Source organism: Microbacterium sp. M4A5_1d (genome assembly GCF_053345465.1).
This window is the reverse complement of record NZ_JBKFAD010000001.1, coordinates 480,393-502,673: the sequence shown is the minus strand read 5'-3', so window position 1 is coordinate 502,673 and position 22,281 is coordinate 480,393. Positions and strand designations below refer to the sequence as shown.

The window sequence follows — 22,281 nt, the reverse complement described above, 5'->3', positions numbered from 1 at the left end:
GGATCGTCCGTGCCCCAGCCCGTCGTGCTCATCGCCGAAGAACTCTCGCCCGCCACGATCGATGCCCTCGGTCCTGATTTCGAGATCCGATCCGTCGACGGCGCCGACCGTGCCGCGCTGCTGCCGGCTCTCGCCGACGCGCATGCTGTGCTGATCCGATCGGCGACCAAGATGGATGCCGAGGCGATCGCTGCCGCGCCCTCGCTGAAGGTCATCGCTCGCGCGGGCGTCGGACTCGACAACGTCGACATCAAGGCCGCAACTGCTGCCGGTGTGATGGTGGTCAACGCTCCGACATCCAACATCATCTCCGCGGCCGAGCTCACCGTCGGCCACATCCTCAGCCTTGCGCGCCACATTCCCGCGGCTCACGCGTCGCTCGCGACCGGTGCGTGGAAGCGCTCGTCCTTCACCGGAACCGAGCTGTTCGAGAAGACCGTGGGCATCATCGGCCTCGGCCGTATCGGTGCGCTGATCGCTGCGCGACTGCAGGCATTCGGCGTCAACGTCGTGGCATACGACCCCTACGTCACTCCCACCCGTGCACAGCAGCTCGGCGTGACGCTGTTGAGCCTCGACGACCTGCTCGCGCAGAGCGATTTCGTCACGATCCACATGCCCAAGACGCCTGAGACGACCGGCATGATCGGCGCCGAGCAGTTCGCGCGCATGAAGAAGTCCGCCTACGTCGTCAACGTCGCTCGCGGCGGCCTGATCGACGAGGAGGCCCTCTACGCCGCTCTCACGACCGGCGAGATCGCCGGGGCGGGGCTCGACGTGTTCACGAGCGAGCCGCCGAAGGAGGACGGCACGGCGTACCCGCTGCTCTCTCTGCCGAACGTCGTCGTCACGCCGCACCTCGGCGCGTCGACCGATGAGGCTCAGGAGAAGGCGGGCGTCTCGGTCGCGAAGTCGGTCAAGCTCGCTCTCGAGGGCGACCTCGTGCCCGATGCCGTCAACGTCGCCGGGGGTGTCATCGACCCCTTCGTCCGCCCCGGCATCGCGCTCGTCGAGCAGCTCGGCCAGATCTTCACGGGTCTTGCGCCCAGCGCACTGACGAGCCTCGACATCGAGGTCCGCGGCGAGCTGGCCGCCTACGACGTGAGCGTGTACCGTCTCGCCGCGCTGAAGGGCATCTTCACCAATATCGTCAGCGAGAACGTCTCGTACGTGAACGCACCGCTCTTCGCCGAGCAGCGCGGCATCGAGACTCGTCTCATCGTCGAGGCCGACAGCCCGCTCTACCGCAACATCACCATTCTCCGGGGCACCCTCTCCGACGGGTCGGTCCTGACGGTCGAGGGCACTCTCGCCGGAACGCGGATGGTTCCGAAGGTGGTCGGTATCAACGGTTACGAGGTCGAGGTGCCGATCGAGCGTCACCACGTCGTCATGCGCTACGCCGACCGGCCCGGCATCGTCGCGATCTACGGCCAGAAGCTGGGGGAGGCGGGCATCAACATCGCCGGTCTGCAGGTCGCGCGGCCGGACGCCTCGGGCCGCGCGCTCTCGGTGCTCACGGTCGATTCGCCGGTGCCCGACCACCTTCTCGACGAGATGCGCGAGGCCGTGGCCGCAGACCTGTTCCGCCAGATCGAGCTGACCGAGGTCTGAGTGCTCTATTCGATGCCCGGGGCGGATTCGTCCCGGGCATCGGTCATGGTCGGGCGACGCTGAGCACCAGCCGGATGAGTGCGTCGAAGTCTTCGCCCTGGGGGAGTGGACCCACGACAGCGCCCGCCCCCAGCGCGTTGTTGAAGTAGAGGCCGTCGCCGACCAGAAGCACGAGCTGCAGCGCCGTCTCGTCGCGCGTGTGCTCGCGGAGCGCCTCTTCCCACAGGGTGCGGACGTCGCGCAGCGCGGCGCTCGCGGCGGGGTGACCGCTCTGAGCCAGACGGGAACCGGCCAAGAGCGCGCGATCGAGCGCGCTGTCCTCCATCACCGACGTGCGGAGATAGGCCGCGACGATCCCCTCGGGATGCTGCGCCATGTCGTCGACGTCGAGACGCGCGAGCTCCATCATCCGCTCCAGGAGGGCCGTCTCGAGCGCCTCCTTCGAGGCGTAGTGGTACAGCAGCCCTCCCTTCGAGACCCCGGCTGCGGCGGCGACAGCGTCCATCGTGGCGCCGCGGGCTCCGTCGGAGATCAGGAGATTCTCGTACGCGTCGAGCACGCTCTCGCGTGCGCGTGGGGGACGACTCATGTCCTCAATCCTCTCGCGTCTCGGCGTTCGGTCCTGTTACTATACCGGCTGGACGGTGAACTAATGACGTTGACAGAAGAGATCGCAATCGCAGACGGCCAGGGCCGACGGGTCGGCTGGCGGGGGTGGGCCGCGCTCGGCGTGCTGATGCTGCCGGTGCTGCTCGTATCGGTGGACAACACGGTGCTGAGCTTTGCGCTGCCCGAGATCGCACGAGCCCTGAGTCCCACCAGCGCGCAACAGCTCTGGATCATCGACGTGTATCCGCTCATCCTCGCGGGACTCCTCGTGACGATGGGGTCGCTCGGCGATCGCTTCGGTCGGCGCCGGATGCTGCTGGTCGGCGCGACCGGGTTCGCAACGGTCTCCGCCCTGGCGGCTTTCGCGCCCAACGCCGAGATGCTCATCGCGGCGAGGGCGGCGATGGGCGTGTTCGGCGCCATGCTGATGCCGTCGACGCTGTCGCTGCTGCGAAGCATCTTCACCGACCGGGACCAGCGCCGGCTCGCCATCGCGGTCTGGGCCTCGATGTTCTCGGCGGGCGCCGCGCTCGGTCCGATCGTCGGCGGCGTGCTGCTCGAGCATTTCAGCTGGGGGTCGGTGTTCCTCATGGCGGTGCCGGTACTCGTGCCGCTGCTCGTGCTCGCGCCCTTCCTCGTTCCCGAGAGCCGCGATCCGCGGCCGGGGCGCATCGATCCGATCAGCATCGCCCTGTCGATGCTGACGATGGTGCCGATCGTCTACGCCATCAAGGACTTCGCGGTGAAGGGGTGGGGCATCACCCCGCCGCTGCTGTTCGCGCTCGGGCTGGTGTTCGGCTGGCTCTTCGTGCGGCGCCAGCTTCGCGTGAACGAACCGATGCTCGACATGCGACTGTTCTCCCGGGGCACCTTCAGTGGTGCGCTGCTGGTCAACCTCCTGAGCGTCGTGGCCCTCGTCGGGTTCCTGTACTTCGTGACGCAGCATCTGCAGCTGATCGTCGGTCTCTCGCCGCTGCAGGCCGGGCTCGCGCTCGTGCCCGGTCTGGCCATGATGATCGTCGCGGGCCTGGGAGTCGTGCCCATCTCGCGCCGGGTGTCGCCTCGCATCGTCGTGCCCGCGGCACTGACGCTGTCGGCCGCCGGGTACGTCATGATCGCGCTCCTGACCGACGCCGAGAGCATGATCGAGCTCGTGCTCGCGTTCGCCCTGCTGGGTATGGGCATCGGCGCGGCGGAGACGGTGTCGAACGAACTCGTGCTCGCGAGCGCCCCGCCGGCGAAGGCCGGAGCGGCCAGTGCAGTGTCCGAGACTGCGTACGAGGTGGGCGCCGTGCTGGGAACAGCGGTGCTCGGCGGCATCCTCACCGCGATGTATCGCGTCGGCATGGCGGTCCCCGAAGGGGTGCCAGCCGAGGCCGCTGATGCAGCGCGCGAGACTCTCGCGGGAGCCGTCAACGTCGCGCAGGGTCTGCCCGAGCCGATCGGACGTCAGCTGATGGATGCAGCCGCGCACGCGTTCGACTCCGGCGTCGGCGTGACCGCCGCCATCGGCGCTGTGCTCGTCGTCTGCGCAGGCATCATCGCGGCCACTACGCTGAAGGGATCCCACTCGCGGCCCGCCGAGCACTGAGCGCTCGGCGCGCCGCTTCGCCGAGAACGAGGAGAGCGATGTCGCGCGTCGTGAAGCTGGCCGTGATTCCGGGCGACGGAATCGGTCCCGAGGTCGTCGCCGAGGCCGAGAAGGTGCTCGACGCGGCCGTGGCGGGGACGGATGTGGTCATCGACAGGACGCGGTTCGCGCTCGGTGCGGCGCGCTACCTCGAGACCGGTGACACGCTCACGGACGACGACCTCGCGGCCATCGCGGGGCACGACGCGATCCTCCTCGGCGCGGTCGGGGGAGTGCCCGGCGACCCGCGGCTGCGCGACGCGAACATCGAGCGGGGACTCCTGCTCAAGCTTCGCTTCGAGCTCGACCACTACGTCAACCTCCGGCCGTCGAAGCTGTATCCGAGCGTTCCGGGTCCGCTCGCCGCCCCCGGGGAGATCGACTTCGTCGTGGTCCGCGAGGGCACCGAGGGGCCGTACGTCGGCAACGGCGGCAGCATCCGCCGCGGCACCCCGCACGAGGTCGCGAACGAGACCTCGGTGAACACCGCTTTCGGTGTCGAGCGTGTCGTGCGCTACGCGTTCGATCTGGCCGAGCGCCGGCGGCAGAAGCTGACGCTGGTGCACAAGATGAACGTCCTCGTGCACGCGGGCGGGATCTGGAAGCGCATCGTGGACGAGGTGGCGGCTGAGCACCCCGACGTCGCCGTAGACTATCTCCACGTCGACGCGGCGACGATCTTCCTGGTCACGAACCCGGGCCGTTTCGATGTGATCGTCACCGACAACCTCTTCGGCGACATCCTGACCGACTTGGCCGGCGCCGTCACCGGAGGCATCGGCCTCGCCGCTTCGGGGAACATCAACCCCGACGGCGCGTTCCCCTCGATGTTCGAGCCTGTTCACGGATCGGCGCCCGACATCGCGGGCCAGCAGAAGGCCGATCCCACGGCCGCGATCCTCTCCGTCTCGTTGCTGCTCGATCACCTCGGGCTCACGGAGGCCGCTCGACGCGTGACACGCGCGGTCGAGGCTGACATCGCGGACCGCAGCTCGGACCCGCGCACCACGACACAGATCGGCGACGCGGTCACGGCTCGACTCCAGGCGTAGCCTGGAAGCCGCCCGCCGCCCGACATTCTCTGGGAAGACAGATGACGCTCCTCGAAAACGACCCCGACGCCGGACTCGAAGCCCTCGAGTTCGCCGTCACGCGAAACCTCACCGCAGCCTCGGCTGCCCGTCGCGAGGAGATCCTCGCGAATCCCGGGTTCGGCACCCACTTCACCGACCACATGGTGGACATCTGCTGGTCGGTCCGGGGCGGCTGGCACCGCCCGCGCGTCCAGCCGTACGGTCCGATCACCCTCGATCCGGCTGCGGCGGTGCTGCACTACGGCCAGGAGATCTTCGAGGGCATCAAGGCCTATCGTCACGCCGACGGCTCGGTCCACACCTTCCGACCCGATCAGAACGGTCGGCGGCTCCAGCGCTCCGCGCGCCGCCTCGCGCTGCCCGAGCTGCCGGTCGAATGGTTCATCCAGTCGCTCCGCGAGCTCATCGCCGTCGATGGCGACTGGGTGCCCTCCGGCGCTGATCAGTCGCTCTATCTGCGGCCGTTCATGTTCGCGAAGGAGGCGTTCCTCGGCGTGCGCCCCGCGAACAAGGTCGCGTACTACCTGATCGCGAGCCCGGCGGGTGCTTACTTCACCGGGGGTGTGAAGCCTGTCTCGATCTGGCTCAGCGAGGACTACGCCCGCGCGGGCAAGGGCGGCACGGGCGCCGCCAAGACCGGCGGCAACTACGCGTCGAGCCTGCTCCCGCAGGCCGAGGCGTACGAGAACGAATGCGACCAGGTCGTCTTCCTCGATCAGGACCGCAACGTGGAGGAGCTCGGCGGCATGAACGTCGTGTTCGTCTACAAGGACGGCACGATCGTCACGCCGCAGTCCGACTCGATCCTCGAAGGGATCACCCGCGACTCGATCCTGCAGCTCGCGCGCGACCGTGGGCACAAGGTCGAGGGACGCGCCGTCTCGCTCGACGAGTGGCGCCAGGGCGTGGCATCCGGTGACATCGTCGAGGTCTTCGCCTGCGGTACCGCTGCCGTCGTGACGCCGATCGGGATTCTCAAGGGCCACGACTTCTTCGACGAGCAGCCGGTCGGCGAGCTCGCCCTGTCGCTGCGCGAAGAGCTCACCGACATCCAGTACGGACGACGCGAAGACAAGCACGGCTGGCTCGTGCGATTGGACGGCTGAGATGAAGATCGTACGGTTCTCCCACAACGAGGCCATCCGCTACGGCATCCTCGACGGCACCGACCTGGTGACCCTGGCAGGCGACCCGATGTACGCGGGCTACGACACGACGGGCGAGCGCGTTGCGCTCAGCGACGCCGTGCTGCTGGCTCCCGTCATCCCGCGATCCAAGATCATCGCCGTCGGCCGGAACTACCGCGAGCACGCCGCGGAGTTCGGCAATGAGGTGCCCGCGGAACCCTTGCTGTTCTTCAAGCCGAACACCTCGGTGATCGGTCCCGGCGACGCCATCATCCGCCCGACCCAGTCGCAGCAGGTGGACTTCGAGGGCGAGCTCGCCGTCGTCATCGGCAAGGTCACCCGCAACGTCTCCGCCGACGACGCGCTCAGCCATGTGTTCGGCTACTCGATCGCGAACGATGTCACGGCACGCGACCTGCAGCGCAGCGACGGCCAGTGGACGCGGGCGAAGGGCTTCGACACGTTCTGCCCGCTCGGGCCGGCGATCGAGACCGAGTTCGACCCGTCGCAGGCCGAGCTCGTGGCGCGCGTCAACGGGGACGAGAAGCAGCGTGCACCGCTGACGGACATGGTCCACGGTGTCGCCGACCTCATCGCCTACGCCTCGGCGGCGTTCACGCTGCTGCCGGGCGACGTCATCCTGACGGGAACGCCTGCCGGCGTCGGTCCGCTCGTCGCGGGCGATGTCGTGGAGGTCGAGATCGATGGTCTCGGCATCCTGCGCAACATCGTCCGGGATGCCTGACACGATCGGAACTCCTGCTCCGAGCGCGGCGTCCGCCGGCGTCCCACGGGAGGTCGTGCGGCGCCGCGCGCTGGTCGTGCTCTCGCTCGGCCAGGTGCTCGGCGGCATCGGTTTCGGGTCGACCATCTCGCTCGGAGCGGTCATCACCGAGCGGCTCACGGGCGACGAGGCTCTGGCGGGTCTCCCGACTGCTGCGGTGACGCTGGGGGCTGCTCTGCTGGCGGTGCCGTTGGCCTCGTTCGCGTCGCGGTCGGGGCGACGCCCGGCGCTCGCCCTCGGGATGCTGCTGGCGCTCGTCGGCGTCGCGCTCGTGGTCGTGGGGACGGCGGCAGCGCTGTTCCCGGTTCTGCTCGTCGCCTTCGCGTTGATCGGCGCCGGCCAGGCCGCGAATCTGCAGTCCCGGTTCGCCGCGACCGATCTCGCGACCGATCGCACGCGCGGGCGCGACCTCTCGATCGTCGTGTGGGCGACCACCATCGGCGCTGTGCTCGGTCCGAACCTGATCGGCGCCGGTGAGGCGCTCGGCGACGTGGTGGGGATGCCTCCCCTGACCGGGCCGTACCTCTTCACGGCGGTCGCGCAGCTGCTGGCCATCGCCCTATACCTCGTCGCTCTGCGGCCCGACCCGCTGTTGCTCGCGCGCACGGCGAGCGCCGAGGCACCCCAGGCGCCGGCGAGGCGCCGGGCGCAGGCCGACCGACCCGGTGCCGCCCGATACGCCGTGCTCGCGATCGCCGGATCGCACGGGGTCATGGTGTCGGTCATGGCGATGACGCCTCTGCATCTCGTCCACCACGGTGCGGAACTCTCGGTCGTCGGGCTCACCATCAGCCTGCACATCGCCGGCATGTATGCGCTGTCACCTCTCTTCGGCATCCTCGCCGACCGTCTCGGGCGCGTGGCGACGGTCCTGCTCGGTCAGGCTCTGCTCGCCGCCTCGCTCGTCGTCGCCGCGATGGGAGCCGACTCGGCCCTCGCTGTCACTGCCTCACTGATTCTGCTTGGGCTCGGCTGGAGCGGAGCCACCGTGGCGGGATCGGCGCTGCTCACCGAGGCGTCGTCGCCGGAGCGCCGGACCGCGCGTCAGGGACGCAGCGACGCCATCATGAACGTCGTCGGGGCCGCGGGCGCCGCCGCGGCCGGGGGAGTGCTGGGCGTCCTCGGCTACGCGGGTCTAGCGGTGTGCGCTCTCGCTGTCGTCGCTGTCGTCGTGATCGGCGGACTTCTGGCTGGCCGGTCTATGCGTTCGCCCGACCGTTCGAACCACCCCGTCGGCACCTAGACCCTGGGCCGCTCAGCGGCAAGCATTTTGCTCCGGGGCGGAAGGCTGGCACCGTGGAGTCATGAGCCACCGCGCACAGTTGATCATCGCCCTCGTCTCGAGCGCGATCCTCTTCCTCTCGATCGCGCTGATGTTCGCGCTGGTGATCATCAGCTTCTTCACCGATGGCATCGACTTCGCGGGTGATTCCCACATCGCCGATGCGCTCGCGTCGACCGGGTGGGCACTGACAGCGTGACGCCGCCCACCGCCGTGCTCCGCTGATCAGCCGAGGAGGGCGGTCGCGGCCAGCTCGACGTCGGCCTCGTCGTTGAAGACGTGGAACGCGATGCGCGCATTGCCGCGACGGCCGGATGCCGCCACCCCGGCGGACGTCAGCCGTGCGAGATCCGTACCGGCGGGGTCGGGCCACGTGACGATCGGGGTCGCCCGCAGAGGCTCGGGAAGTCCGAGCCGCTCGCGAAAGGCTGAGGCGAGACCGGTCACCCGCGCGTGCAGGGCCGCAGGGTCGGCATCCGCGAACATCGCCAGTGCTGGTTCGGCGCCCACCATCGCCTGCCACGCTGGCGACACATCGAAGCGCCGCGCCGAGCGCGCGAGTGACGCGTCGACGCCGTAGCACGCGGCCCACGGGTCCTCGCCGGCGTACCATCCGGCGTGGAGGGGTGTGAGCGTCGCTGCGAAGTCGTCGGCGAGCACGAGGAAAGCCACGCCGCGAGGCGCGCACAGCCACTTGTACGTGTGGCAGACGAGGGCGTCGAACTGCCCGGCGTCGAGGGGGAGCCAGCCCGCCGCCTGCGTCGCGTCGCAGAGGGTGCGGGCTCGGGTCCGCTGCGCGGCCTCGGCGATCGCGGCCGCGTCGGCGACCTCTCCCGTGGCCGACTGCACGATCGAGAATGCGACCAGGTCGACATCCGGAGTGATCGCGTCGGCGAGGTCGGCGAGCGGGACGGCGCGGACTCGGATGCCGCGCCCGGCGTGCGCGAACGGGAGAACGAGCGAGGAGAACTCGCCCTCGGGGCACAGCACGGTTGCGCCATCGGGGAGCGAAGCCGCGATCATGCCGACCAGGACCGACGTCTGCGACCCGATGGCCACGTGCTCGGGGTCGGTCGACACCAATCGGGCGAAGTGGCCGCGGCAGCGCTCGGCCACGTCCGCGTAATGAACGAGATCGGGCCGGGCATCGAGGTCGGCGACGACCGCCGCCCGCGTCGCGACCGTCGGCAGGCCCGTGCTGCAGGCGGCGAGATAGCCCTGAGCCCCCGGGAACGCGGCGTGAAGCTCCTCCGGCGTGAGAGTCGTCGTCTGCATGCATCCAGGCTGCGCGATCGTGATCTATTGGTCTACGGCAGGATTTGCATACAAAGCATCACGCCTAGTTATCTATCCGGATGGATACCCCGGACTATCGTCTCGACGTCACCGAGTTGCGCGTCGTGCGCGCCGTCGCCGACGGTGGCTCCATCACGGCGGCAGCGACGGCCCTGGGCTACAGTCAGCCGGCCGTGAGCCAGCAGATCAAGCGGCTGGAACAGCGCCTCGGCGTGCCGGTCGTCGAGCGGGTCGGGCGACGGATGCGGCTCACCGAAGCAGGCCGCGTGATCGCCCGGCACGCGGCGGCGGTCGCGACGGTCATCGAGGCGGCCTCCGGTGAACTGGCCGAGCTCGCCGGATTGCGGTCGGGGACCGTGCGCATGGTCGGCTTCCCCTCCGCTTCGCCGACGGTGCTGCCGCGGCTGATGGACCGGCTCGCCCTGGCGGAGCCGGGGCTGACCCTGACATACGTCGAGGCGGAGCCGCCCGAGGCGATCGCCGATGTGCGCGCAGACCGGGCCGACATCGCTCTGACGTTCGGTTACCCGGGTGATCGGAGCGACCCGCACGGTGAGAACGTCCGAGGACTCGACACCGAGGCCATCGGGTACGACGACCTGCTGGCGGTGCTGCCGGCCGACCACCCGGCCGCCCGCGGGTCGGGGGCCATCGAGATCGCGCCACTTGCGCACGAGGCCTGGATCGCCGGATGCCCCCGCTGCCGTGGTCATCTGCTCGAGGTGTGCGGCCGAGCCGGGTTCGAGCCCGCGATCCGCTTCGAGACCGACAATTTCGTCGCGGTCGAGCAGCTCGTGGCCCAGGGAATCGGTGTCGCCACTCTTCCCGGGCTCGCGGTCGCGTCATTCCCTCTCCTCCCCGGTGTGGTGACGCGACCGCTTCCCGCGAGCGAACGCCGCGCCATCCACGCGGTCTCCGCGGGCGGAGCGGGCCGGGTTCCCGCGGTGGCATCGGTCCTCGGCCACCTGCGGGCCGTCGTCGCGGAGCTCACCGGCGGCGACGCTCACGAGAACTAAGCTGGAGGGGATGTCCACCGCACCGCACCCCGCCACCACGACCGCCGCCGGAACCGATGTCCGCGTGCGGTTCTGCCCGTCGCCGACCGGTCTGCCGCACGTCGGCCTCATCCGCACGGCCCTGTTCAACTGGGCCTACGCGCGCCACAACGGCGGCAAGATGGTCTTCCGCATCGAAGACACCGACGCCGCGCGCGACAGCGAGGAGAGCTATCAGCAGCTGCTCGAAGCGCTGCGGTGGCTCGAGATCGACTGGGATGAGGGCGTCGAGAAGGGCGGCCCTCACGCGCCGTACCGCCAGTCGCAGCGCCACGAGATCTACCGCGAGGTGCTCGACAAGCTCATCTCCGCCGGGGTCGTCTACGAGTCGTACTCGACCGCCGAGGAGATCGACGCCCGCAACGAGGCGAACGGCCGCGCGAAGCAGCTCGGTTACGACAACTTCGACCGTGACCTCACCGGCGAGCAGAAGGCCGCCTTCCGTGCCGAGGGTCGCGAGCCCGCATGGCGCCTGCGCGTGCCCGACCACGACCTCACCTTCGTCGATCTCATCCGCGGCGAGGTGACCTTCCCCGCCGGGTCGTTCCCCGACTTCGTCATCGTTCGCGCCGGCGGCGTTCCGCTCTACACGTTCGTGAATCCCGTCGACGACGCGCTCATGGGCATCACCCACGTTCTGCGCGGCGAGGACCTCATGCCGTCGACGGCGCGTCAGCTCGCGCTGTACGCGGCGCTCATCGAGGCCGGGGTCACCGATTTCGTCCCGCGGTTCGGTCACATGCCGCTCGTCCTCGGCGAGACCGGCAACAAGAAGCTGTCGAAGCGCGACCCGAAGGCCGATCTCTTCCTGCAGCGCGAGAAGGGCTTCATTCACGAGGGGCTACTGAACTACCTGTCGCTCCTCGGCTGGTCGATCGCGCCCGATCGCGACGTCTTCACGCGCGACGAGCTGATCGCCGCGTTCGACATCGCCGACGTGAACCCGAACCCGGCCCGCTTCGACCAGAAGAAGGCCGAGTCGATCAACGGCGACCACGTGCGGATGCTCGCGCCCGACGACTTCGCCGAGCGCCTCGTGCCCTACCTCGCCGGCGCCGGGCTGATCGAGAACCCTCCCACGGCGGCGCAGCGCGAGATCCTCGAGGCCGCGGCGCCCCTCGTCCAGGAGCGGATGCAGCTGCTCGGCGATGCACCGGGTCTGCTCGGCTTCCTGTTCCGCTCCGAGGTCGCCTACGACGACGATGCTCTCTCGGGTCTTCCGGCGAACGCGGGGGAGGTGCTCGTCGCGTCGGTCGGCGCCCTCGAGCTCGTTCCCGAGCAGGGCTTCACCGCAGCCGCGGTGCAGGATGCCCTCGCGCCCGCCCTCATCGAGGGGCTCGGGCTCAAGCCGCGTGTCGCCTACGGCCCGCTGCGCGTCGCGCTCAGCGGACGTCGCGTGTCGCCGCCGCTGTTCGAGTCGATGGAGCTGCTCGGCAAGGCCGAGACCATCCGCCGGCTCGACGCGCTCGTCCAGCGCGTCGGCTGACGCGCCCGGGCGGCGCTCGGTTAGGCCCCACCGCATCCGTCGGGTATAGTTGATCCTCGGTGCGACTGAGGTCAAACCGACCATGGGGTATGGTGTAATTGGCAACACGGCTGATTCTGGTTCAGTTGTTCTTGGTTCGAGTCCAGGTACCCCAGCTTCGAGAAAGGCCCCGCTTCGGCGGGGCTTTTCCGTTTCGTGTGCGACGTGGCCGCGGTCAGCGAGGCCGGGCAGACGGTGCCAGCCGCGGTGCCACGACCGCCGCCACGATCAGCGGTGCGGCCAAGAAGAGCCAGGCGGCAGCCGATGTCCCGGGCATCGCGAGCAGGACGCCGACGATGAGGTTGCCGATGAGCACCGCGATGCCCCCGCAGGTGGCGAGCAGGCCGAAGAACGACCCTGTCGGACGATCCTCCGCGAAGCGGGGCGCCAGCGACAGGGCTGTCGGGTTGGTCGTCATGTGGCCCGCCACGACGAGGGATGCCGCGACGACGACGATCGTGACGCGTGCGGCATCCGCCACCGGCGTCAGCGCGCCGACCGCGACGACGGCGAAGCCGGCGGCGGACAGCAGGTAGCCGGTGCGAAGGGCGACCGGCGCGCCGACGCGCGCCGACCAGCGGGCGACGGGGATTTGCAGCGTCAGCGTCAGGACCGACACCCACGCGAACATCCCGGCGGTCGCGGTGGCCGGGTGGTCCGTGGTGGCGAGCTGCAACGGCAACGCGAGGTAGAGCTGGTTGTACGCCAGCAGATCGGCGGCGTGAGCGGCCGAGAAGCCGACGAAGCGCCGGTCACGCAACGACCACCAGCGTCTCGTCGGGCCCGCCGCGACCTTCGACGTGTGTTCGCGGCTCGCGGCGGGCAGCGAGAATGCGAGGAACAGTCCGATCAGAACGAAGAAGCCGGCCCCGCAGAGGGCGACCGTTTCGAAGCCCCAGCCGAGGAGAGCGGCACCGATGACGGGGCCGGTCACAGCTCCCAGCTCGCCGGTGATGCTGAGCCAGGCGAAAAGCGAGGCACGTGGTCCGGTTCCCGCGGCCGGTCGCCGGCCCTCGGCGTCCGCGAGGAGCACGTTGAGCCCCGGTGAGAACAACGCTCCGCCGAGGCCCGTGAGGACGGTCCCGGCGACGAAGAGAGCGAGCTGGGGCGGTGCCAGCAGTAGGGATGCCGCGAGCGTCGTGAACCCGGCCACGCGAACGGCGCAGCCGAGGAGAATGACGCGGCGCGCGCCGATTCTGTCGGCGAGCACCCCGCCGACGAGGAACATGCCCTGCTGGGCGAACGTGCGGACCCCGAGTATCAGTCCGACTGTGGTGGCCGCGACGCCGAAGTCCTCGGTGAGGACGAGCGCGAGGAAGGGCACGACGGCGTAGAAGCCCGTGTTGAACAGGAACTGCGTCGTGAGCAGCGCCGGGGTGGGTGCGGAACGCGGTGCTGCGGCAGGGGGAGAGGGAATCTGCACGTTGGTTTCTCTTGAGCTTCGAATATGCCGTCCGAGGGCGCCGTCGGGTGCAGCGGAGGGGCGGGTCGTGCAAAGCACCCAGACGATCATCGCAAGACGACGGCCGTGCGGCCGCGAACGGCGTGCCGCCGAGTGACAATGGGCGTATGGGACTCTTCACGCAGCGACCCGAGGAACCGAGCGAATGGGCGGGTCTGCCCTCCGAGCCCGTTCGTCGGAAGTCGAACGCCGAGCTGCTGCCCGACGAGCCGCCGGCCGCCGACCCTGCAGGCGACCTGCTCGGCGGGGGCGGTATCGCGTCGATCTCGATTCCGCTGGCGGTTCCGACCGCGACGGAGGCTGAAAAAGCCGACGCCGACGCCGACGGCGAGCCGGGATCACGCAGCGAGCCGCCCACTGTCTGACAGGTGTCGGATAGGCTGATCACATGGACCCGCGGTCGATGCGCAGCCGAGAGGCACTGCGCCGGGCCGCGCTCGATCTGGCCGCTGTTCGTCCGCTTGCGGATCTGTCGGTCTCCGAGATCTGCCGCACGGCCGGCGTGACACGCGATACGTTCTACCGTCACGCGGATTCGCCCGTCGCGCTCGTCGCCGACGCGCTGAGCGTCGAGCTGGCGGAGGTGCTCTCCGACGTCGGCGAGCTCGACTCGCTTTCGAGCGCCGAGACCCTGCTGCTCACGCACGTCAAGGAACGAGCCGACGTGTACCGCGGGGCGCTGCATCCTTCGCTCGCCGCACCTATTCGTGGCGTGCTCGAGCGGGTCGTCGCCGGCGGCCTCGAGGAATGGCTTGCGCGGCATCCCGAGATCGAGCCGCCCGCGATCGACGACCAGCCGACGCGAGAGATCGCCGTCGCGTACGCGGCGGGCGGGACGGTCGCGGCGATCGAGGTCTGGCTGCGCTCCGGCGCGGACGACGTGGCGTGGGCGACGAGGGCGATCCTCGCCGCATCACCGGAATGGTGGCTGCGGTAACGCGGCCGAACGAGAGGAGATCACGATGAAGGCAGCAGTGTTCCACGCGAAGGAAGACCTCCGTGTGGAGAACGTCGACGAACCGACGGTGAACGCGGGCCAGGTGAAGCTGAAGAACGCTTTCGCGGGTATCTGCGGGTCGGATCTGCACGTCTACTACGCTCCGGAGGCCGCGGGCCTCACACTCGACGAGCCGCACCCCGTGACGGGCGCGCAGCTTCCGCAGATCCTCGGTCACGAGTTCGCGGGGACCGTCGTCGAGGTCGGCGAGGGCGTCGAGGGGGTCTCGGTCGGCGACCGCGCCGCGGTCTGGCCCGTTTACTACTGCGGCGAGTGCCCCGCGTGCCAGAAGGGCATGTTCAACGCCTGCCAGAAGATCGGCTTCCACGGCCTCAGCTCTCACGGCGGCGGCATGGCGGAATACACGACGGTTCCGGCGTCGATGCTCCACAAGCTCCCCGAGAACGTCGATCTGCGGATGGGCGCCCTCGTCGAGCCCATGGCCGTCGCGTGGCACGCGGTCGAGCGCTCCTTCGTGAAGGCGGGGCAGACCGCGATCGTCGCGGGTGCCGGTCCCATCGGCATCGGCGTCTGGTTCGCTCTCAAGGCTCACGGTGTCGAGAAGGTGCTCGTCTCGGAGCCGAGCGCGTCGCGGCGCGAGACGATCGCCGCGCTCGGGGCCTCGGTCGTCGACCCTGTCTCGGGCGACCTCGCCGCCGCGGTGGCCGAGCTGACCGACGGACGCGGTGCCGACGTCGCGTTCGACGCCGCAGGCGCCGGCCCCGCCATCACGTCGGGACTCGCGAGCCTGGTGCCCGGCGGCCGCCTCGTCGTCGTGGCGATCCACGAGCGCGCGATGGAGTTCTCGCCGACGCAGCTCGTGATGGCCGAGACCGAGATCGCCGGGGCGCTGGCGTACCTGCCGGCCGACTTCGACGCCGTCATCGACGCGATGTCGCGCGGCGTCTACGACACGACGGGATGGGTCGAGGAGGTCCCGATCGACGGTGTCGTCGGCGCCATCGAGAAGCTCCGTGGTGGGGCCGGGGCGAAGATCCTCGTGCGTTCCGACGCCTGACGCCTGACGCCTCGAAGCGAAAGCCCGCGAGTCCGAGTCATCGGTTCGCGGGCTTTCGTGTTCTTGCTGCGCAGGAGCGGAGGTCAGGTGCGGCGCGGCCTCGGCGCCGGCGGCGGCGGGACGGGTTTGGCCGCGACGATGTCCGCGCGACGGATACGTTCGACCCCGCGCTTGCCGTCCACCACGACCAGCTCGTCGTCCGCGCTCAGCAGCTCGCCGAGCGCATCCGTCGCCTGTCCCGTCGGCAGCAGGTAGCGCACGACGACACGGCTGCCGGGGGCGGGCAGCCTCACCATGCGCCGGTGGAGTAGTCCTTGAGGAAGACTCCGAACAGATCTTCGCCGGCCTCGCCACGGACGATCGGGTCGTAGACGCGCGCGGCGCCGTCGACGAGGTCGAGCGGGGCGTGGAAGCCTTCCTCGGCCAAACGGACCTTGGTCGGGTGGGGACGCTCGTCGGTGATCCATCCGGTGTCGACGCTCGTCATCAGGATGCCGTCGGTCTCGAACATCTCCCGCGCGCTCGTGCGTGTGAGCATGTTCACGGCGGCCTTGGCCATGTTCGTGTGCGGGTGGCCGGGGCCCTTGTAGCCGCGGTTGAACACGCCCTCCATCGCGCTGACGTTGACCACGTAGGTGCGGCGGGCCGGGCTCGCGGCCAGCGAGGCGCGCAGTTTCGAGACGAGCAGGAAGGGCGCGGTGGTGTTGGCGAGCTGGACCTCGAGCATTTCGAGCGGGTCGACGTCGCCGACGCGTTGCGTCCACGAGTTGACACTGTCGAGGTCGGGGATGAGCCCGCCGGCGTCGATCGCGGTGCCGGCGGCGAGGCGTTCGAGCGAGCTCGAGCCCGCGGCCATCGCCTGCTCGGTGAGCTCGTCTGCGCGCGAGGCTGCGGCGGCGAGGATCGGGTGAGCGTTCACCGAGCGCTCGAGAGCTTGGGGGTGCATGTCGTTGGTGTGGCCGAAGGTGACCAGCTCGGGCAGCGGCCCGTCCGGCAGCGGCGAGAGCTCGGCGTCGACGAGGGGCTGGTAGGCGCCGGGGGAGCGCCGCACTGTCTGCGTCGCGTTGTTGATGAGGATGTCGAGCGGACCGGCCGCGGCGACGTCATCCGCGAGTCCGACGACCTGGGCGGGATCGCGCAGGTCGATGCCGACGACCTTGAGCCGGTCGATCCACTCCGGCGAGTCGGGCAGGCTCGTGAACCGGCGAACCGCGTCGCGGGGGAAACGCGTCGTGATGGTGGTGTGCGCGCCGTCGCGCAGCAGCCGCAGTGCGATGTACATCCCGATCTTGGCGCGCCCGCCGGTGAGCAGCGCCCGGCGTCCCGTGAGATCGGTGCGGGCGTCGCGCTTCGCGTGGCTGAGAGCGGCGCAGTCCGGGCACAGCTGGTGGTAGAAGGCGTCCACGATCGTGTACGGCTGCTTGCAGATGTAGCAGGCGCGCGCCTTGATGAGGGTGCCGGCGATCGGAGCGGTCGTCGACGACGAGATCGGGATGCCGCGGGTCTCGTCGTCGATGCGGTCGGGGGCGCCGGTCGCGGTGGCGTGCACCACGGCGCGGTCGGCGGAGGCAACGGCATCCCGGATCTCACGGCGCCGCACCTTCTTCGCCGCCTTGAACATCGCCGCTGTCGCGCGACGCACCGTGACGTAGTCCGGGTGGGCGTGGTCGATATCGGCGAGCTGCTCCAGAACGCGGAGCGTCGCGGCGAGGTCGGCCGGATCGATGCCGCTGGGCGCTACGGAAGCGGGGGAGATCGTGTCGGGAAGCACACGGAATTCTACGACACCCGGTCTGAACGACTCCGGAGAAGGGGACGACCCCGCCGGAGATGAGATCTCACGGCGGGGCCGTCAGTGAGCCCTGGGAGAAAGTGACCCGAACACCGTCTCTACCGAGCCGCTCACGTACAACAGTGAAACTACGCGGTCGCAGGCGGGGCGTCGGGGTCGTTGACGCCGCGCTTCCGACTCTGCTAGGCGATCAGCGCATCGCCTCGCCGATGTACGAGTACTTCAGGAAGACCTCCGACGCCCAGCCGGCCTCTTCGAGAACGCCCTGGACCGCCGTGAGCATGTAACGGGAGTCCCAACCCATGTAGAGGTAGCTGCCCTCACCGAGCTCGTCCCACTGGCCGTTCCATGCCATCGCCGGGTACACCGGGCCGCCGCGACGAGCACTGAAGTCGACGACGCTCTGACGGGAGTCCACCCAGAGGCGCTTGAAGACGCGGTTGAACAGGTACCGGACGTCAGGCACCTCCCAGTGCTCACCGCGGAACTCGACGTAGTCGAACTCGCGCTGCCAGCCGCGCGGCCAGCCCCGTCGCAGCTTGGCATCCAGGATCGGCGTGAGGTTGTCGTCGTCGATCCCTGTCAGCGCGGGACGGCGCCAGACCTCGACGAAGCGCGCCGCGAGCTCCTCGGTACGCGCCCCGATGGCTGCGGTGTCCCAGCTCGGGCGCTCGGCCACGTCGCGCGACATCTGCACCGAGCTGCCCGCGAGGAGAGGACGCAGCTGCGGGAAGGTCGCGTCTAGCGCGCGCTCCGCGCGATCCTGTTCGAGCAGCGTGAGGTTGCCGATCGTGTGCGCCAGGGCGCGGTGGCTGTTCTGCTCGTCTTCGCTGTAATCGGCGAAGCGTCGCGTGCCGTCTCCCGACCAGTCGTCGCCGGCACCGGCAGGGAAGACCGGCGAAACGTCGAGGAGGTCTGCGGGATCCACGTCGGCGAGGCGGCCGAGAACGTAGCGCGGGTGGGGGAGGTCGCTGTACTTGAGTCCGACGCGCACGCGCTCGTCCGAGGGCGTTATTCGCGCGATGGCGCGGGTCAGCGCGTCCGGCCCCTCGGCGTACGCACGGCACAGCCGTGCGACGAGCCGCTCCGTCGCGATGCCGACGACGACACGGCGCAGCAGGAGCGACTGGATGTCTTCGAGACGGGCGATCAGCTCGTCGCGGGGCAGGATGCCGGCGCGCTGGTCGTGAACGAGCCGCATCGCGAGCGGGAACATCTGACGTCCCAGCACCGCGAGGTAGCCGAGCTGCCGGCCGACCTCGGGGTCGTCGCTCGTGGCCGGGTCGAGGAGCTCGCGGTAGATCTCCGAGAACGTCCGCCAGCTCGTCGCGTGCTCCCGCAGGCTGCCGATGTCGAGCCGGGGGAACTGCTGCCGGAAGACGTCGTAGACGCCGCGTCCTCCGGTGATGAGCACCTCGCGCCCCGTGAGCATGACGAGGTAGTGGTTCCAGAATGACCCGATCGCGTCGCCGGTGTTCTGCTCGATCGGGAGCCAGTACTCCTGCTCGATCTCGTTCTGCTCGCCGTGCGTGAGCCCCATCAGCACGTAGTTGTGAATGAGCTCGTGGTCGCGCAGCGGCTCGCCCGTGGAGTTCAGGCTCTCGAAGATCTGCTGAGCGTTGGCCTGCGCCCCCAGAGTGATGGCGACGTGCTCGAGCTTCTGCAGGCCGCGCCACAGCGCGGCGGCCTCGCCGGGCCGGATCTGGCTGCGGAAGAACGCGTAGTTGTCGTCGAAGCGCGAGGCGCGCTGCTCGTCTTCGGGGGAGCGCCGGTCGAGGACGACGCTCTCGAAGACGTCGGCCCAGGCTCGGTGGGGACGGAGCTTGGTGCGCGTCGGGTCGTCGGCGCGGACGAGCACCGCCTCGAGCTCCCGCGCGAGGTCGGGATCGTCGTCGCGCAGCGTGTGGTGGAGTGCCGCGACGAGCAGCATCAGGGTCGTGATCCGCTGCTGACCATCGATGAGCACGAGCTGCGCGTCGTCGTCGGACGAGGTGCTCGCGGTGGAGAGGATCGATCCGATGAAGTGGGTATGAGTGTCATCGGAGGCCGACACCGACCGGATGTCGCCGAGCAGCTGCTCGCAGCCGCCGATGTCCCAGCGGTACTGCCGCTGATAGACCGGGACGACGATGGTGGTCTCGGATGCCGAGAGCCAGCCGATCGTGTTGACGGCGGTCGCTTCGACATTCGTGGCAGTGCTCATGTTCTCCGAAATCGCTCCTCGAAAACCCCGGACGAGTCTACCGGCGCGTTCAGGAGCCCTAGGTAGGCTGACCTAAGTCGGGCCTGTAAAAACTTCGCTTGTCCGACAGAAAGGTCATGATCCGTCATGGGTTACATCAAGTCCGCTGCCCTCGAGGAGACCGGCTACGTCGTCCTCGACCGCTACAACAAGGAGATCGATCCGAAGGAGTGGCTCGACGTCGAGTACGTCGACTGGAAGTCCTCCGGCGACACCCGTTTCGCTCCGCTGGCCTCGGCCAAGGGCGAGATCGAGTGCAACGGTTTCTGGAACCACAAGCCGCCGCGCACCGACAAGGACGGCGTGTGGATCGACTCGCAGACCGCGGTCGCTCCGACGCTGACCGCGCGTGCGCAGGAGCCCGGCGCCAACGTCGGCCGCTGCCGCATCATCGAGCTGCAGCCGAACACGTACGCCGACTGCCTTTACAACCTGCACCAGGACGACAACAACCGCCTCAACCCCGACGGCACGGGCTGGGTCGTTCGCGGCTTCTTCAACCTGACGGATGACAAGACGAGCTACTTCGTGCTCCGTGAGAACCGCACCGACCCCAGCGAGGAGACCCGCATCGCGCTGCCCGCCGGTGCGCAGCTCATCGTCGACACCCAGCGCCTGTGGCACGCGGCAGCTCACTACGGTGACGAGCCGCGCTACTGCCTCATCACCTCGTGGGAGTCGGGCCCCGAGCTCGATGCCTACATCGCCAAGTACAACGGCGTGAACAAGGTGGAGAGCTACCCGGTCGACCAGGAGACCCTCGACGCCGGCCAGATCGAGCAGGAGCGCCGCATCGCCGCTCGTGCCGCCGCGCTCGCAGCACGCGGTCAGCAGGAGGTCATCGCGATGAGCGAGGCCTGAGCCTCGGACTCGCCTGAAGGGAGGTGTCGGCTGCGGCCGGCGCCTCCCTTCTTCGTCCTTCGCGGTGGGACCAAATACCGTGTTGCTTTCTGTTGCTTTGCGTGTGAATGCGTTGTAACGTGTGGGCATCCGAAGGAGGATGTCGTGTACGCAATGGAGCGCCAGCAGCTCATCGAACGAATGCTCGCCACCCACGGTCGCGTGGCCGTCGTCGACCTCGCTTCGCGTTTCGATGTCACGACCGAGACGGTCCGGCGCGACCTCGCGGCCCTGGAGGAGACCGGCGTTCTGCGCCGGGTTCACGGCGGCGCGGTGTCGGCGGAGCGCGTCAGCACCGCAGAGCCATCCGTCGCCGAACGCTCCCAGCGCCACTCGGCGGCCAAGGAACGGATCGCCCGGCGCGCTCTGACAGCGCTCCCGGCCGGGACCGGATCGATCTACGTGGATGCCGGCACGACCACCGGCGCCTTCGCGGAGGCACTGATGGAGCGCAGCGCGCCGAACGGACTCGAGGTCGTCACCCATTCGATGACGATCGCCCACTCGCTCGCCGGAGCGGCCGGTATCGGCCTGACTGCGATCGGCGGACGCGTCCGGGGCCTCACCGCGGCGGCCGTCGGATCGGATACCGTCGGCGCCATCACGCGGCTGCGGCCCGACGTCGCCTTCCTCGGCACGAACGGCATCGCCCGAGATGCCGGACTCACGACGCCCGACCCCGACGAGGCCGCCGTGAAGCGCGCCATCGTCGCCGGAGCCCGGCGCGTGATCCTCCTCGTCGATGCCGACAAGTTCGACGCCGAACTGCTCGTGTCGTTCGCCGACCTCTCGGACCTCGACGTCGTCGTGACCGACCGGGAGCCGGATTCGGAGCTCGCCCGCGCCCTGCGCGAGGCCGACGTGGAGGTATGGATCGCATGATCGTGACCCTGACGGTGCACCCGTCGCTCGACCGGACCATCTCGATCGATGCGTCGTTGCGCGTCGGCGAGGTGCAGACGGCGTCCGCCGTCCGCGAGGATGCCGGCGGCAAGGGCATCAACGTCGCGCGCGTGCTGCACGCGTCGGGCGTCGACAGTCTCGCCGTGCTTCCCCTGGACCCCGCCGACCCGTTCGCTGCGGTGCTGGCGGACGGGGATGTCGACGTGCGCACGGTCGCGGTGCACGGCCGCACTCGCGCGAACATCGCGGTCACGGACCCGACCGGCGAGACGACGAAGATCAATCTCCCCGGTGTGGCTCTGAGCGCGGCCGACCTCGACGACGTGATCGACGTCGTCGCGCAGTGCGCGCGCGGTGCCCAGTGGCTCGTGCTCGCCGGCTCGCTCGCGCCCGGCCTGCCGGATGACGCCTACGTCCGCGTCATCCGCGCGGTTCGCGACCGGTTGGGGGAGGAAGCCCCACGGATCGCTGTCGACACGTCGGGAGCCGCGCTGCGCGCCGTCGTCGCGGACGGACGTCCCGACCTCATCAAGCCCAACGACGAGGAGCTCGCCGATCTCTTGGGCGCGCCGCTGCCGGCGGCCGACACCCTCGCCGACGCCGTCCACCTCGCGTCTCGCGAGCTGGTCCCCGCGGCGGTCGGCGCGGCGCTGGTCACCCTCGGTGGCGACGGTGCGGTCTTCGTCTCCGACCGCGGCGCGTGGGCAGCGACTCCGCCCCCCACCCGCGTCCGCAGCACGGTCGGTGCCGGTGACAGCTCGCTCGCGGGCTTCCTCCTCGCCGACTCGCGCGGCGCGGACCCGGCAGCCGCGCTCGTCTCCGCCATCCGGTACGGCTCGGCGGCCGCGGCGCTCGAGGGAACGCAAGCCCCGACACCGACCGATCTCCCCGCCGCGGACATCCCCGTCCGCGCGCTCCATCACTGATCCGAACGACCCGCAACACTCGAAC

General features: G+C 69.6%; 21 protein-coding genes and 1 tRNA gene. 16 read left to right on the top strand and 6 right to left on the bottom strand.

Annotated elements, in window-relative coordinates; translation table 11 throughout:
- The first annotated feature begins 9 nt into the window (after nucleotides 1-9).
- Nucleotides 10-1,614 carry a phosphoglycerate dehydrogenase gene (serA, locus tag ACLBWJ_RS02380; protein ID WP_269266450.1) on the top strand — a complete coding sequence of 535 codons (1,605 nt, stop codon included), beginning with the start codon at nucleotides 10-12 and terminating at the stop codon, nucleotides 1,612-1,614.
- 43 nt (nucleotides 1,615-1,657) lie between these two features.
- On the opposite strand, the gene ACLBWJ_RS02375 is transcribed toward serA, so the two are convergent.
- Entirely contained in the window at nucleotides 1,658-2,203 is a 546-nt protein-coding gene (locus tag ACLBWJ_RS02375; protein WP_181574124.1) for a TetR/AcrR family transcriptional regulator, read from the bottom strand.
- Nucleotides 2,204-2,266: 63 nt separating this feature from the next.
- Here ACLBWJ_RS02375 and ACLBWJ_RS02370 point away from each other — a divergent pair, with 63 nt between their 5' ends.
- From ACLBWJ_RS02370 to ACLBWJ_RS02345, 6 genes are all read left to right on the top strand, one after another.
- Entirely contained in the window at nucleotides 2,267-3,814 is a 1,548-nt protein-coding gene (locus ACLBWJ_RS02370; RefSeq protein ID WP_282502481.1) for an MFS transporter, read from the top strand.
- 38 nt (nucleotides 3,815-3,852) lie between these two features.
- Nucleotides 3,853-4,905: a 3-isopropylmalate dehydrogenase gene (locus ACLBWJ_RS02365; RefSeq protein WP_447659679.1), complete on the top strand. Its 1,053-nt coding sequence runs from the start codon at nucleotides 3,853-3,855 to the stop codon at nucleotides 4,903-4,905.
- Nucleotides 4,906-4,946: 41 nt separating this feature from the next.
- Nucleotides 4,947-6,053: a branched-chain amino acid aminotransferase gene (locus ACLBWJ_RS02360; protein WP_112614406.1), complete on the top strand. Its 1,107-nt coding sequence runs from the start codon at nucleotides 4,947-4,949 to the stop codon at nucleotides 6,051-6,053.
- Nucleotide 6,054: 1 nt separating this feature from the next.
- Nucleotides 6,055-6,819: a fumarylacetoacetate hydrolase family protein gene (locus tag ACLBWJ_RS02355; protein ID WP_404567968.1), complete on the top strand. Its 765-nt coding sequence runs from the start codon at nucleotides 6,055-6,057 to the stop codon at nucleotides 6,817-6,819.
- Entirely contained in the window at nucleotides 6,812-8,101 is a 1,290-nt protein-coding gene (locus tag ACLBWJ_RS02350) for an MFS transporter (protein ID WP_447659677.1), read from the top strand. The genes ACLBWJ_RS02355 and ACLBWJ_RS02350 overlap by 8 nt, the downstream gene beginning before the upstream one ends.
- 61 nt (nucleotides 8,102-8,162) lie before the next feature.
- Nucleotides 8,163-8,339, top strand: a complete 177-nt coding sequence (locus tag ACLBWJ_RS02345) for a hypothetical protein (protein WP_269266446.1) — start codon at nucleotides 8,163-8,165, stop codon at nucleotides 8,337-8,339.
- 26 nt (nucleotides 8,340-8,365) lie between these two features.
- On the opposite strand, the gene ACLBWJ_RS02340 is transcribed toward ACLBWJ_RS02345, so the two are convergent.
- Complete coding sequence (locus ACLBWJ_RS02340; protein ID WP_282502488.1) at nucleotides 8,366-9,415, bottom strand: aminotransferase class V-fold PLP-dependent enzyme; 1,050 nt, start codon at nucleotides 9,413-9,415, stop codon at nucleotides 8,366-8,368.
- 80 nt (nucleotides 9,416-9,495) lie between these two features.
- On the opposite strand from ACLBWJ_RS02340, the gene ACLBWJ_RS02335 reads away from it, so the two are divergent.
- From ACLBWJ_RS02335 to ACLBWJ_RS02325, 3 genes are all read left to right on the top strand, one after another.
- Nucleotides 9,496-10,452: a LysR family transcriptional regulator gene (locus ACLBWJ_RS02335; RefSeq protein WP_274177782.1), complete on the top strand. Its 957-nt coding sequence runs from the start codon at nucleotides 9,496-9,498 to the stop codon at nucleotides 10,450-10,452.
- A 10-nt stretch (nucleotides 10,453-10,462) separates the two neighbouring features.
- Nucleotides 10,463-11,977, top strand: coding sequence for a glutamate--tRNA ligase (gene gltX / locus ACLBWJ_RS02330; RefSeq protein WP_447659676.1), 1,515 nt, complete (start codon nucleotides 10,463-10,465; stop codon nucleotides 11,975-11,977).
- 83 nt (nucleotides 11,978-12,060) lie between these two features.
- Nucleotides 12,061-12,132 (top strand) — tRNA-Gln (locus tag ACLBWJ_RS02325).
- A 59-nt stretch (nucleotides 12,133-12,191) separates the two neighbouring features.
- On the opposite strand, the gene ACLBWJ_RS02320 is transcribed toward ACLBWJ_RS02325, so the two are convergent.
- Nucleotides 12,192-13,439, bottom strand: a complete 1,248-nt coding sequence (locus tag ACLBWJ_RS02320; protein ID WP_447659674.1) for an MFS transporter — start codon at nucleotides 13,437-13,439, stop codon at nucleotides 12,192-12,194.
- A gap of 146 nt (nucleotides 13,440-13,585) precedes the next feature.
- On the opposite strand from ACLBWJ_RS02320, the gene ACLBWJ_RS02315 reads away from it, so the two are divergent.
- From ACLBWJ_RS02315 to ACLBWJ_RS02305, 3 genes are read left to right on the top strand one after another with little or no spacing between them, the layout of a single operon-like run.
- Nucleotides 13,586-13,843, top strand: coding sequence for a hypothetical protein (locus ACLBWJ_RS02315; RefSeq protein WP_274177785.1), 258 nt, complete (start codon nucleotides 13,586-13,588; stop codon nucleotides 13,841-13,843).
- Between the two features lie 23 nt (nucleotides 13,844-13,866).
- The gene (locus ACLBWJ_RS02310) at nucleotides 13,867-14,415 is read left to right on the top strand and encodes a TetR/AcrR family transcriptional regulator (RefSeq protein WP_447659672.1); all 549 of its coding nucleotides are present in this window, start codon (nucleotides 13,867-13,869) and stop codon (nucleotides 14,413-14,415) included.
- A 25-nt stretch (nucleotides 14,416-14,440) separates the two neighbouring features.
- The gene (locus ACLBWJ_RS02305) at nucleotides 14,441-15,493 is read left to right on the top strand and encodes a 2,3-butanediol dehydrogenase (protein WP_447659671.1); all 1,053 of its coding nucleotides are present in this window, start codon (nucleotides 14,441-14,443) and stop codon (nucleotides 15,491-15,493) included.
- A gap of 83 nt (nucleotides 15,494-15,576) precedes the next feature.
- On the opposite strand, the gene ACLBWJ_RS02300 is transcribed toward ACLBWJ_RS02305, so the two are convergent.
- The 3 genes from ACLBWJ_RS02300 to ACLBWJ_RS02290 all read right to left on the bottom strand — a co-directional run bounded on the left by ACLBWJ_RS02300 (nucleotide 15,577) and on the right by ACLBWJ_RS02290 (nucleotide 19,488).
- Nucleotides 15,577-15,789 carry a putative acetyltransferase gene (locus ACLBWJ_RS02300; protein ID WP_447659670.1) on the bottom strand — a complete coding sequence of 71 codons (213 nt, stop codon included), beginning with the start codon at nucleotides 15,787-15,789 and terminating at the stop codon, nucleotides 15,577-15,579.
- Nucleotides 15,783-17,264 (bottom strand): SDR family NAD(P)-dependent oxidoreductase, encoded by a 1,482-nt coding sequence (locus tag ACLBWJ_RS02295; protein WP_447659669.1) that lies wholly within the window; start codon nucleotides 17,262-17,264, stop codon nucleotides 15,783-15,785. Before ACLBWJ_RS02295 ends, ACLBWJ_RS02300 begins: the two co-directional genes overlap by 7 nt.
- Before the next feature lie 211 nt (nucleotides 17,265-17,475).
- Nucleotides 17,476-19,488, bottom strand: coding sequence for a DUF262 domain-containing protein (locus ACLBWJ_RS02290; RefSeq protein WP_323987610.1), 2,013 nt, complete (start codon nucleotides 19,486-19,488; stop codon nucleotides 17,476-17,478).
- A gap of 126 nt (nucleotides 19,489-19,614) precedes the next feature.
- Between ACLBWJ_RS02290 and ACLBWJ_RS02285 the strand changes: the two genes are divergently transcribed.
- The 3 genes from ACLBWJ_RS02285 to ACLBWJ_RS02275 all read left to right on the top strand — a co-directional run bounded on the left by ACLBWJ_RS02285 (nucleotide 19,615) and on the right by ACLBWJ_RS02275 (nucleotide 22,256).
- Nucleotides 19,615-20,388, top strand: a complete 774-nt coding sequence (locus tag ACLBWJ_RS02285; protein ID WP_447659667.1) for a hypothetical protein — start codon at nucleotides 19,615-19,617, stop codon at nucleotides 20,386-20,388.
- A gap of 144 nt (nucleotides 20,389-20,532) precedes the next feature.
- Nucleotides 20,533-21,309 carry a DeoR/GlpR family DNA-binding transcription regulator gene (locus tag ACLBWJ_RS02280; RefSeq protein ID WP_447659666.1) on the top strand — a complete coding sequence of 259 codons (777 nt, stop codon included), beginning with the start codon at nucleotides 20,533-20,535 and terminating at the stop codon, nucleotides 21,307-21,309.
- Nucleotides 21,306-22,256, top strand: a complete 951-nt coding sequence (locus tag ACLBWJ_RS02275) for a 1-phosphofructokinase family hexose kinase (protein ID WP_447659665.1) — start codon at nucleotides 21,306-21,308, stop codon at nucleotides 22,254-22,256. The genes ACLBWJ_RS02280 and ACLBWJ_RS02275 overlap by 4 nt, the downstream gene beginning before the upstream one ends.
- Nucleotides 22,257-22,281 lie beyond the last annotated feature (25 nt).

Coding starts and splice junctions, on each gene's coding strand:
- ACLBWJ_RS02355 (WP_404567968.1), top strand. CDS start 6,055: ATGAAGATCGTACGGTTCTCCCACAACGAGGCCATCCGCTACGGCATC.
- ACLBWJ_RS02360 (WP_112614406.1), top strand. CDS start 4,947: ATGACGCTCCTCGAAAACGACCCCGACGCCGGACTCGAAGCCCTCGAG.
- ACLBWJ_RS02310 (WP_447659672.1), top strand. CDS start 13,867: ATGGACCCGCGGTCGATGCGCAGCCGAGAGGCACTGCGCCGGGCCGCG.
- ACLBWJ_RS02285 (WP_447659667.1), top strand. CDS start 19,615: ATGGGTTACATCAAGTCCGCTGCCCTCGAGGAGACCGGCTACGTCGTC.
- ACLBWJ_RS02375 (WP_181574124.1), bottom strand. CDS start 2,203: ATGAGTCGTCCCCCACGCGCACGCGAGAGCGTGCTCGACGCGTACGAG.
- ACLBWJ_RS02350 (WP_447659677.1), top strand. CDS start 6,812: ATGCCTGACACGATCGGAACTCCTGCTCCGAGCGCGGCGTCCGCCGGC.
- ACLBWJ_RS02275 (WP_447659665.1), top strand. CDS start 21,306: ATGATCGTGACCCTGACGGTGCACCCGTCGCTCGACCGGACCATCTCG.
- ACLBWJ_RS02315 (WP_274177785.1), top strand. CDS start 13,586: ATGGGACTCTTCACGCAGCGACCCGAGGAACCGAGCGAATGGGCGGGT.
- ACLBWJ_RS02305 (WP_447659671.1), top strand. CDS start 14,441: ATGAAGGCAGCAGTGTTCCACGCGAAGGAAGACCTCCGTGTGGAGAAC.
- ACLBWJ_RS02340 (WP_282502488.1), bottom strand. CDS start 9,415: ATGCAGACGACGACTCTCACGCCGGAGGAGCTTCACGCCGCGTTCCCG.
- ACLBWJ_RS02365 (WP_447659679.1), top strand. CDS start 3,853: ATGTCGCGCGTCGTGAAGCTGGCCGTGATTCCGGGCGACGGAATCGGT.
- ACLBWJ_RS02370 (WP_282502481.1), top strand. CDS start 2,267: ATGACGTTGACAGAAGAGATCGCAATCGCAGACGGCCAGGGCCGACGG.
- ACLBWJ_RS02345 (WP_269266446.1), top strand. CDS start 8,163: ATGAGCCACCGCGCACAGTTGATCATCGCCCTCGTCTCGAGCGCGATC.
- gltX (WP_447659676.1), top strand. CDS start 10,463: ATGTCCACCGCACCGCACCCCGCCACCACGACCGCCGCCGGAACCGAT.
- ACLBWJ_RS02300 (WP_447659670.1), bottom strand. CDS start 15,789: ATGGTGAGGCTGCCCGCCCCCGGCAGCCGTGTCGTCGTGCGCTACCTG.
- ACLBWJ_RS02290 (WP_323987610.1), bottom strand. CDS start 19,488: ATGAGCACTGCCACGAATGTCGAAGCGACCGCCGTCAACACGATCGGC.
- ACLBWJ_RS02335 (WP_274177782.1), top strand. CDS start 9,496: ATGGATACCCCGGACTATCGTCTCGACGTCACCGAGTTGCGCGTCGTG.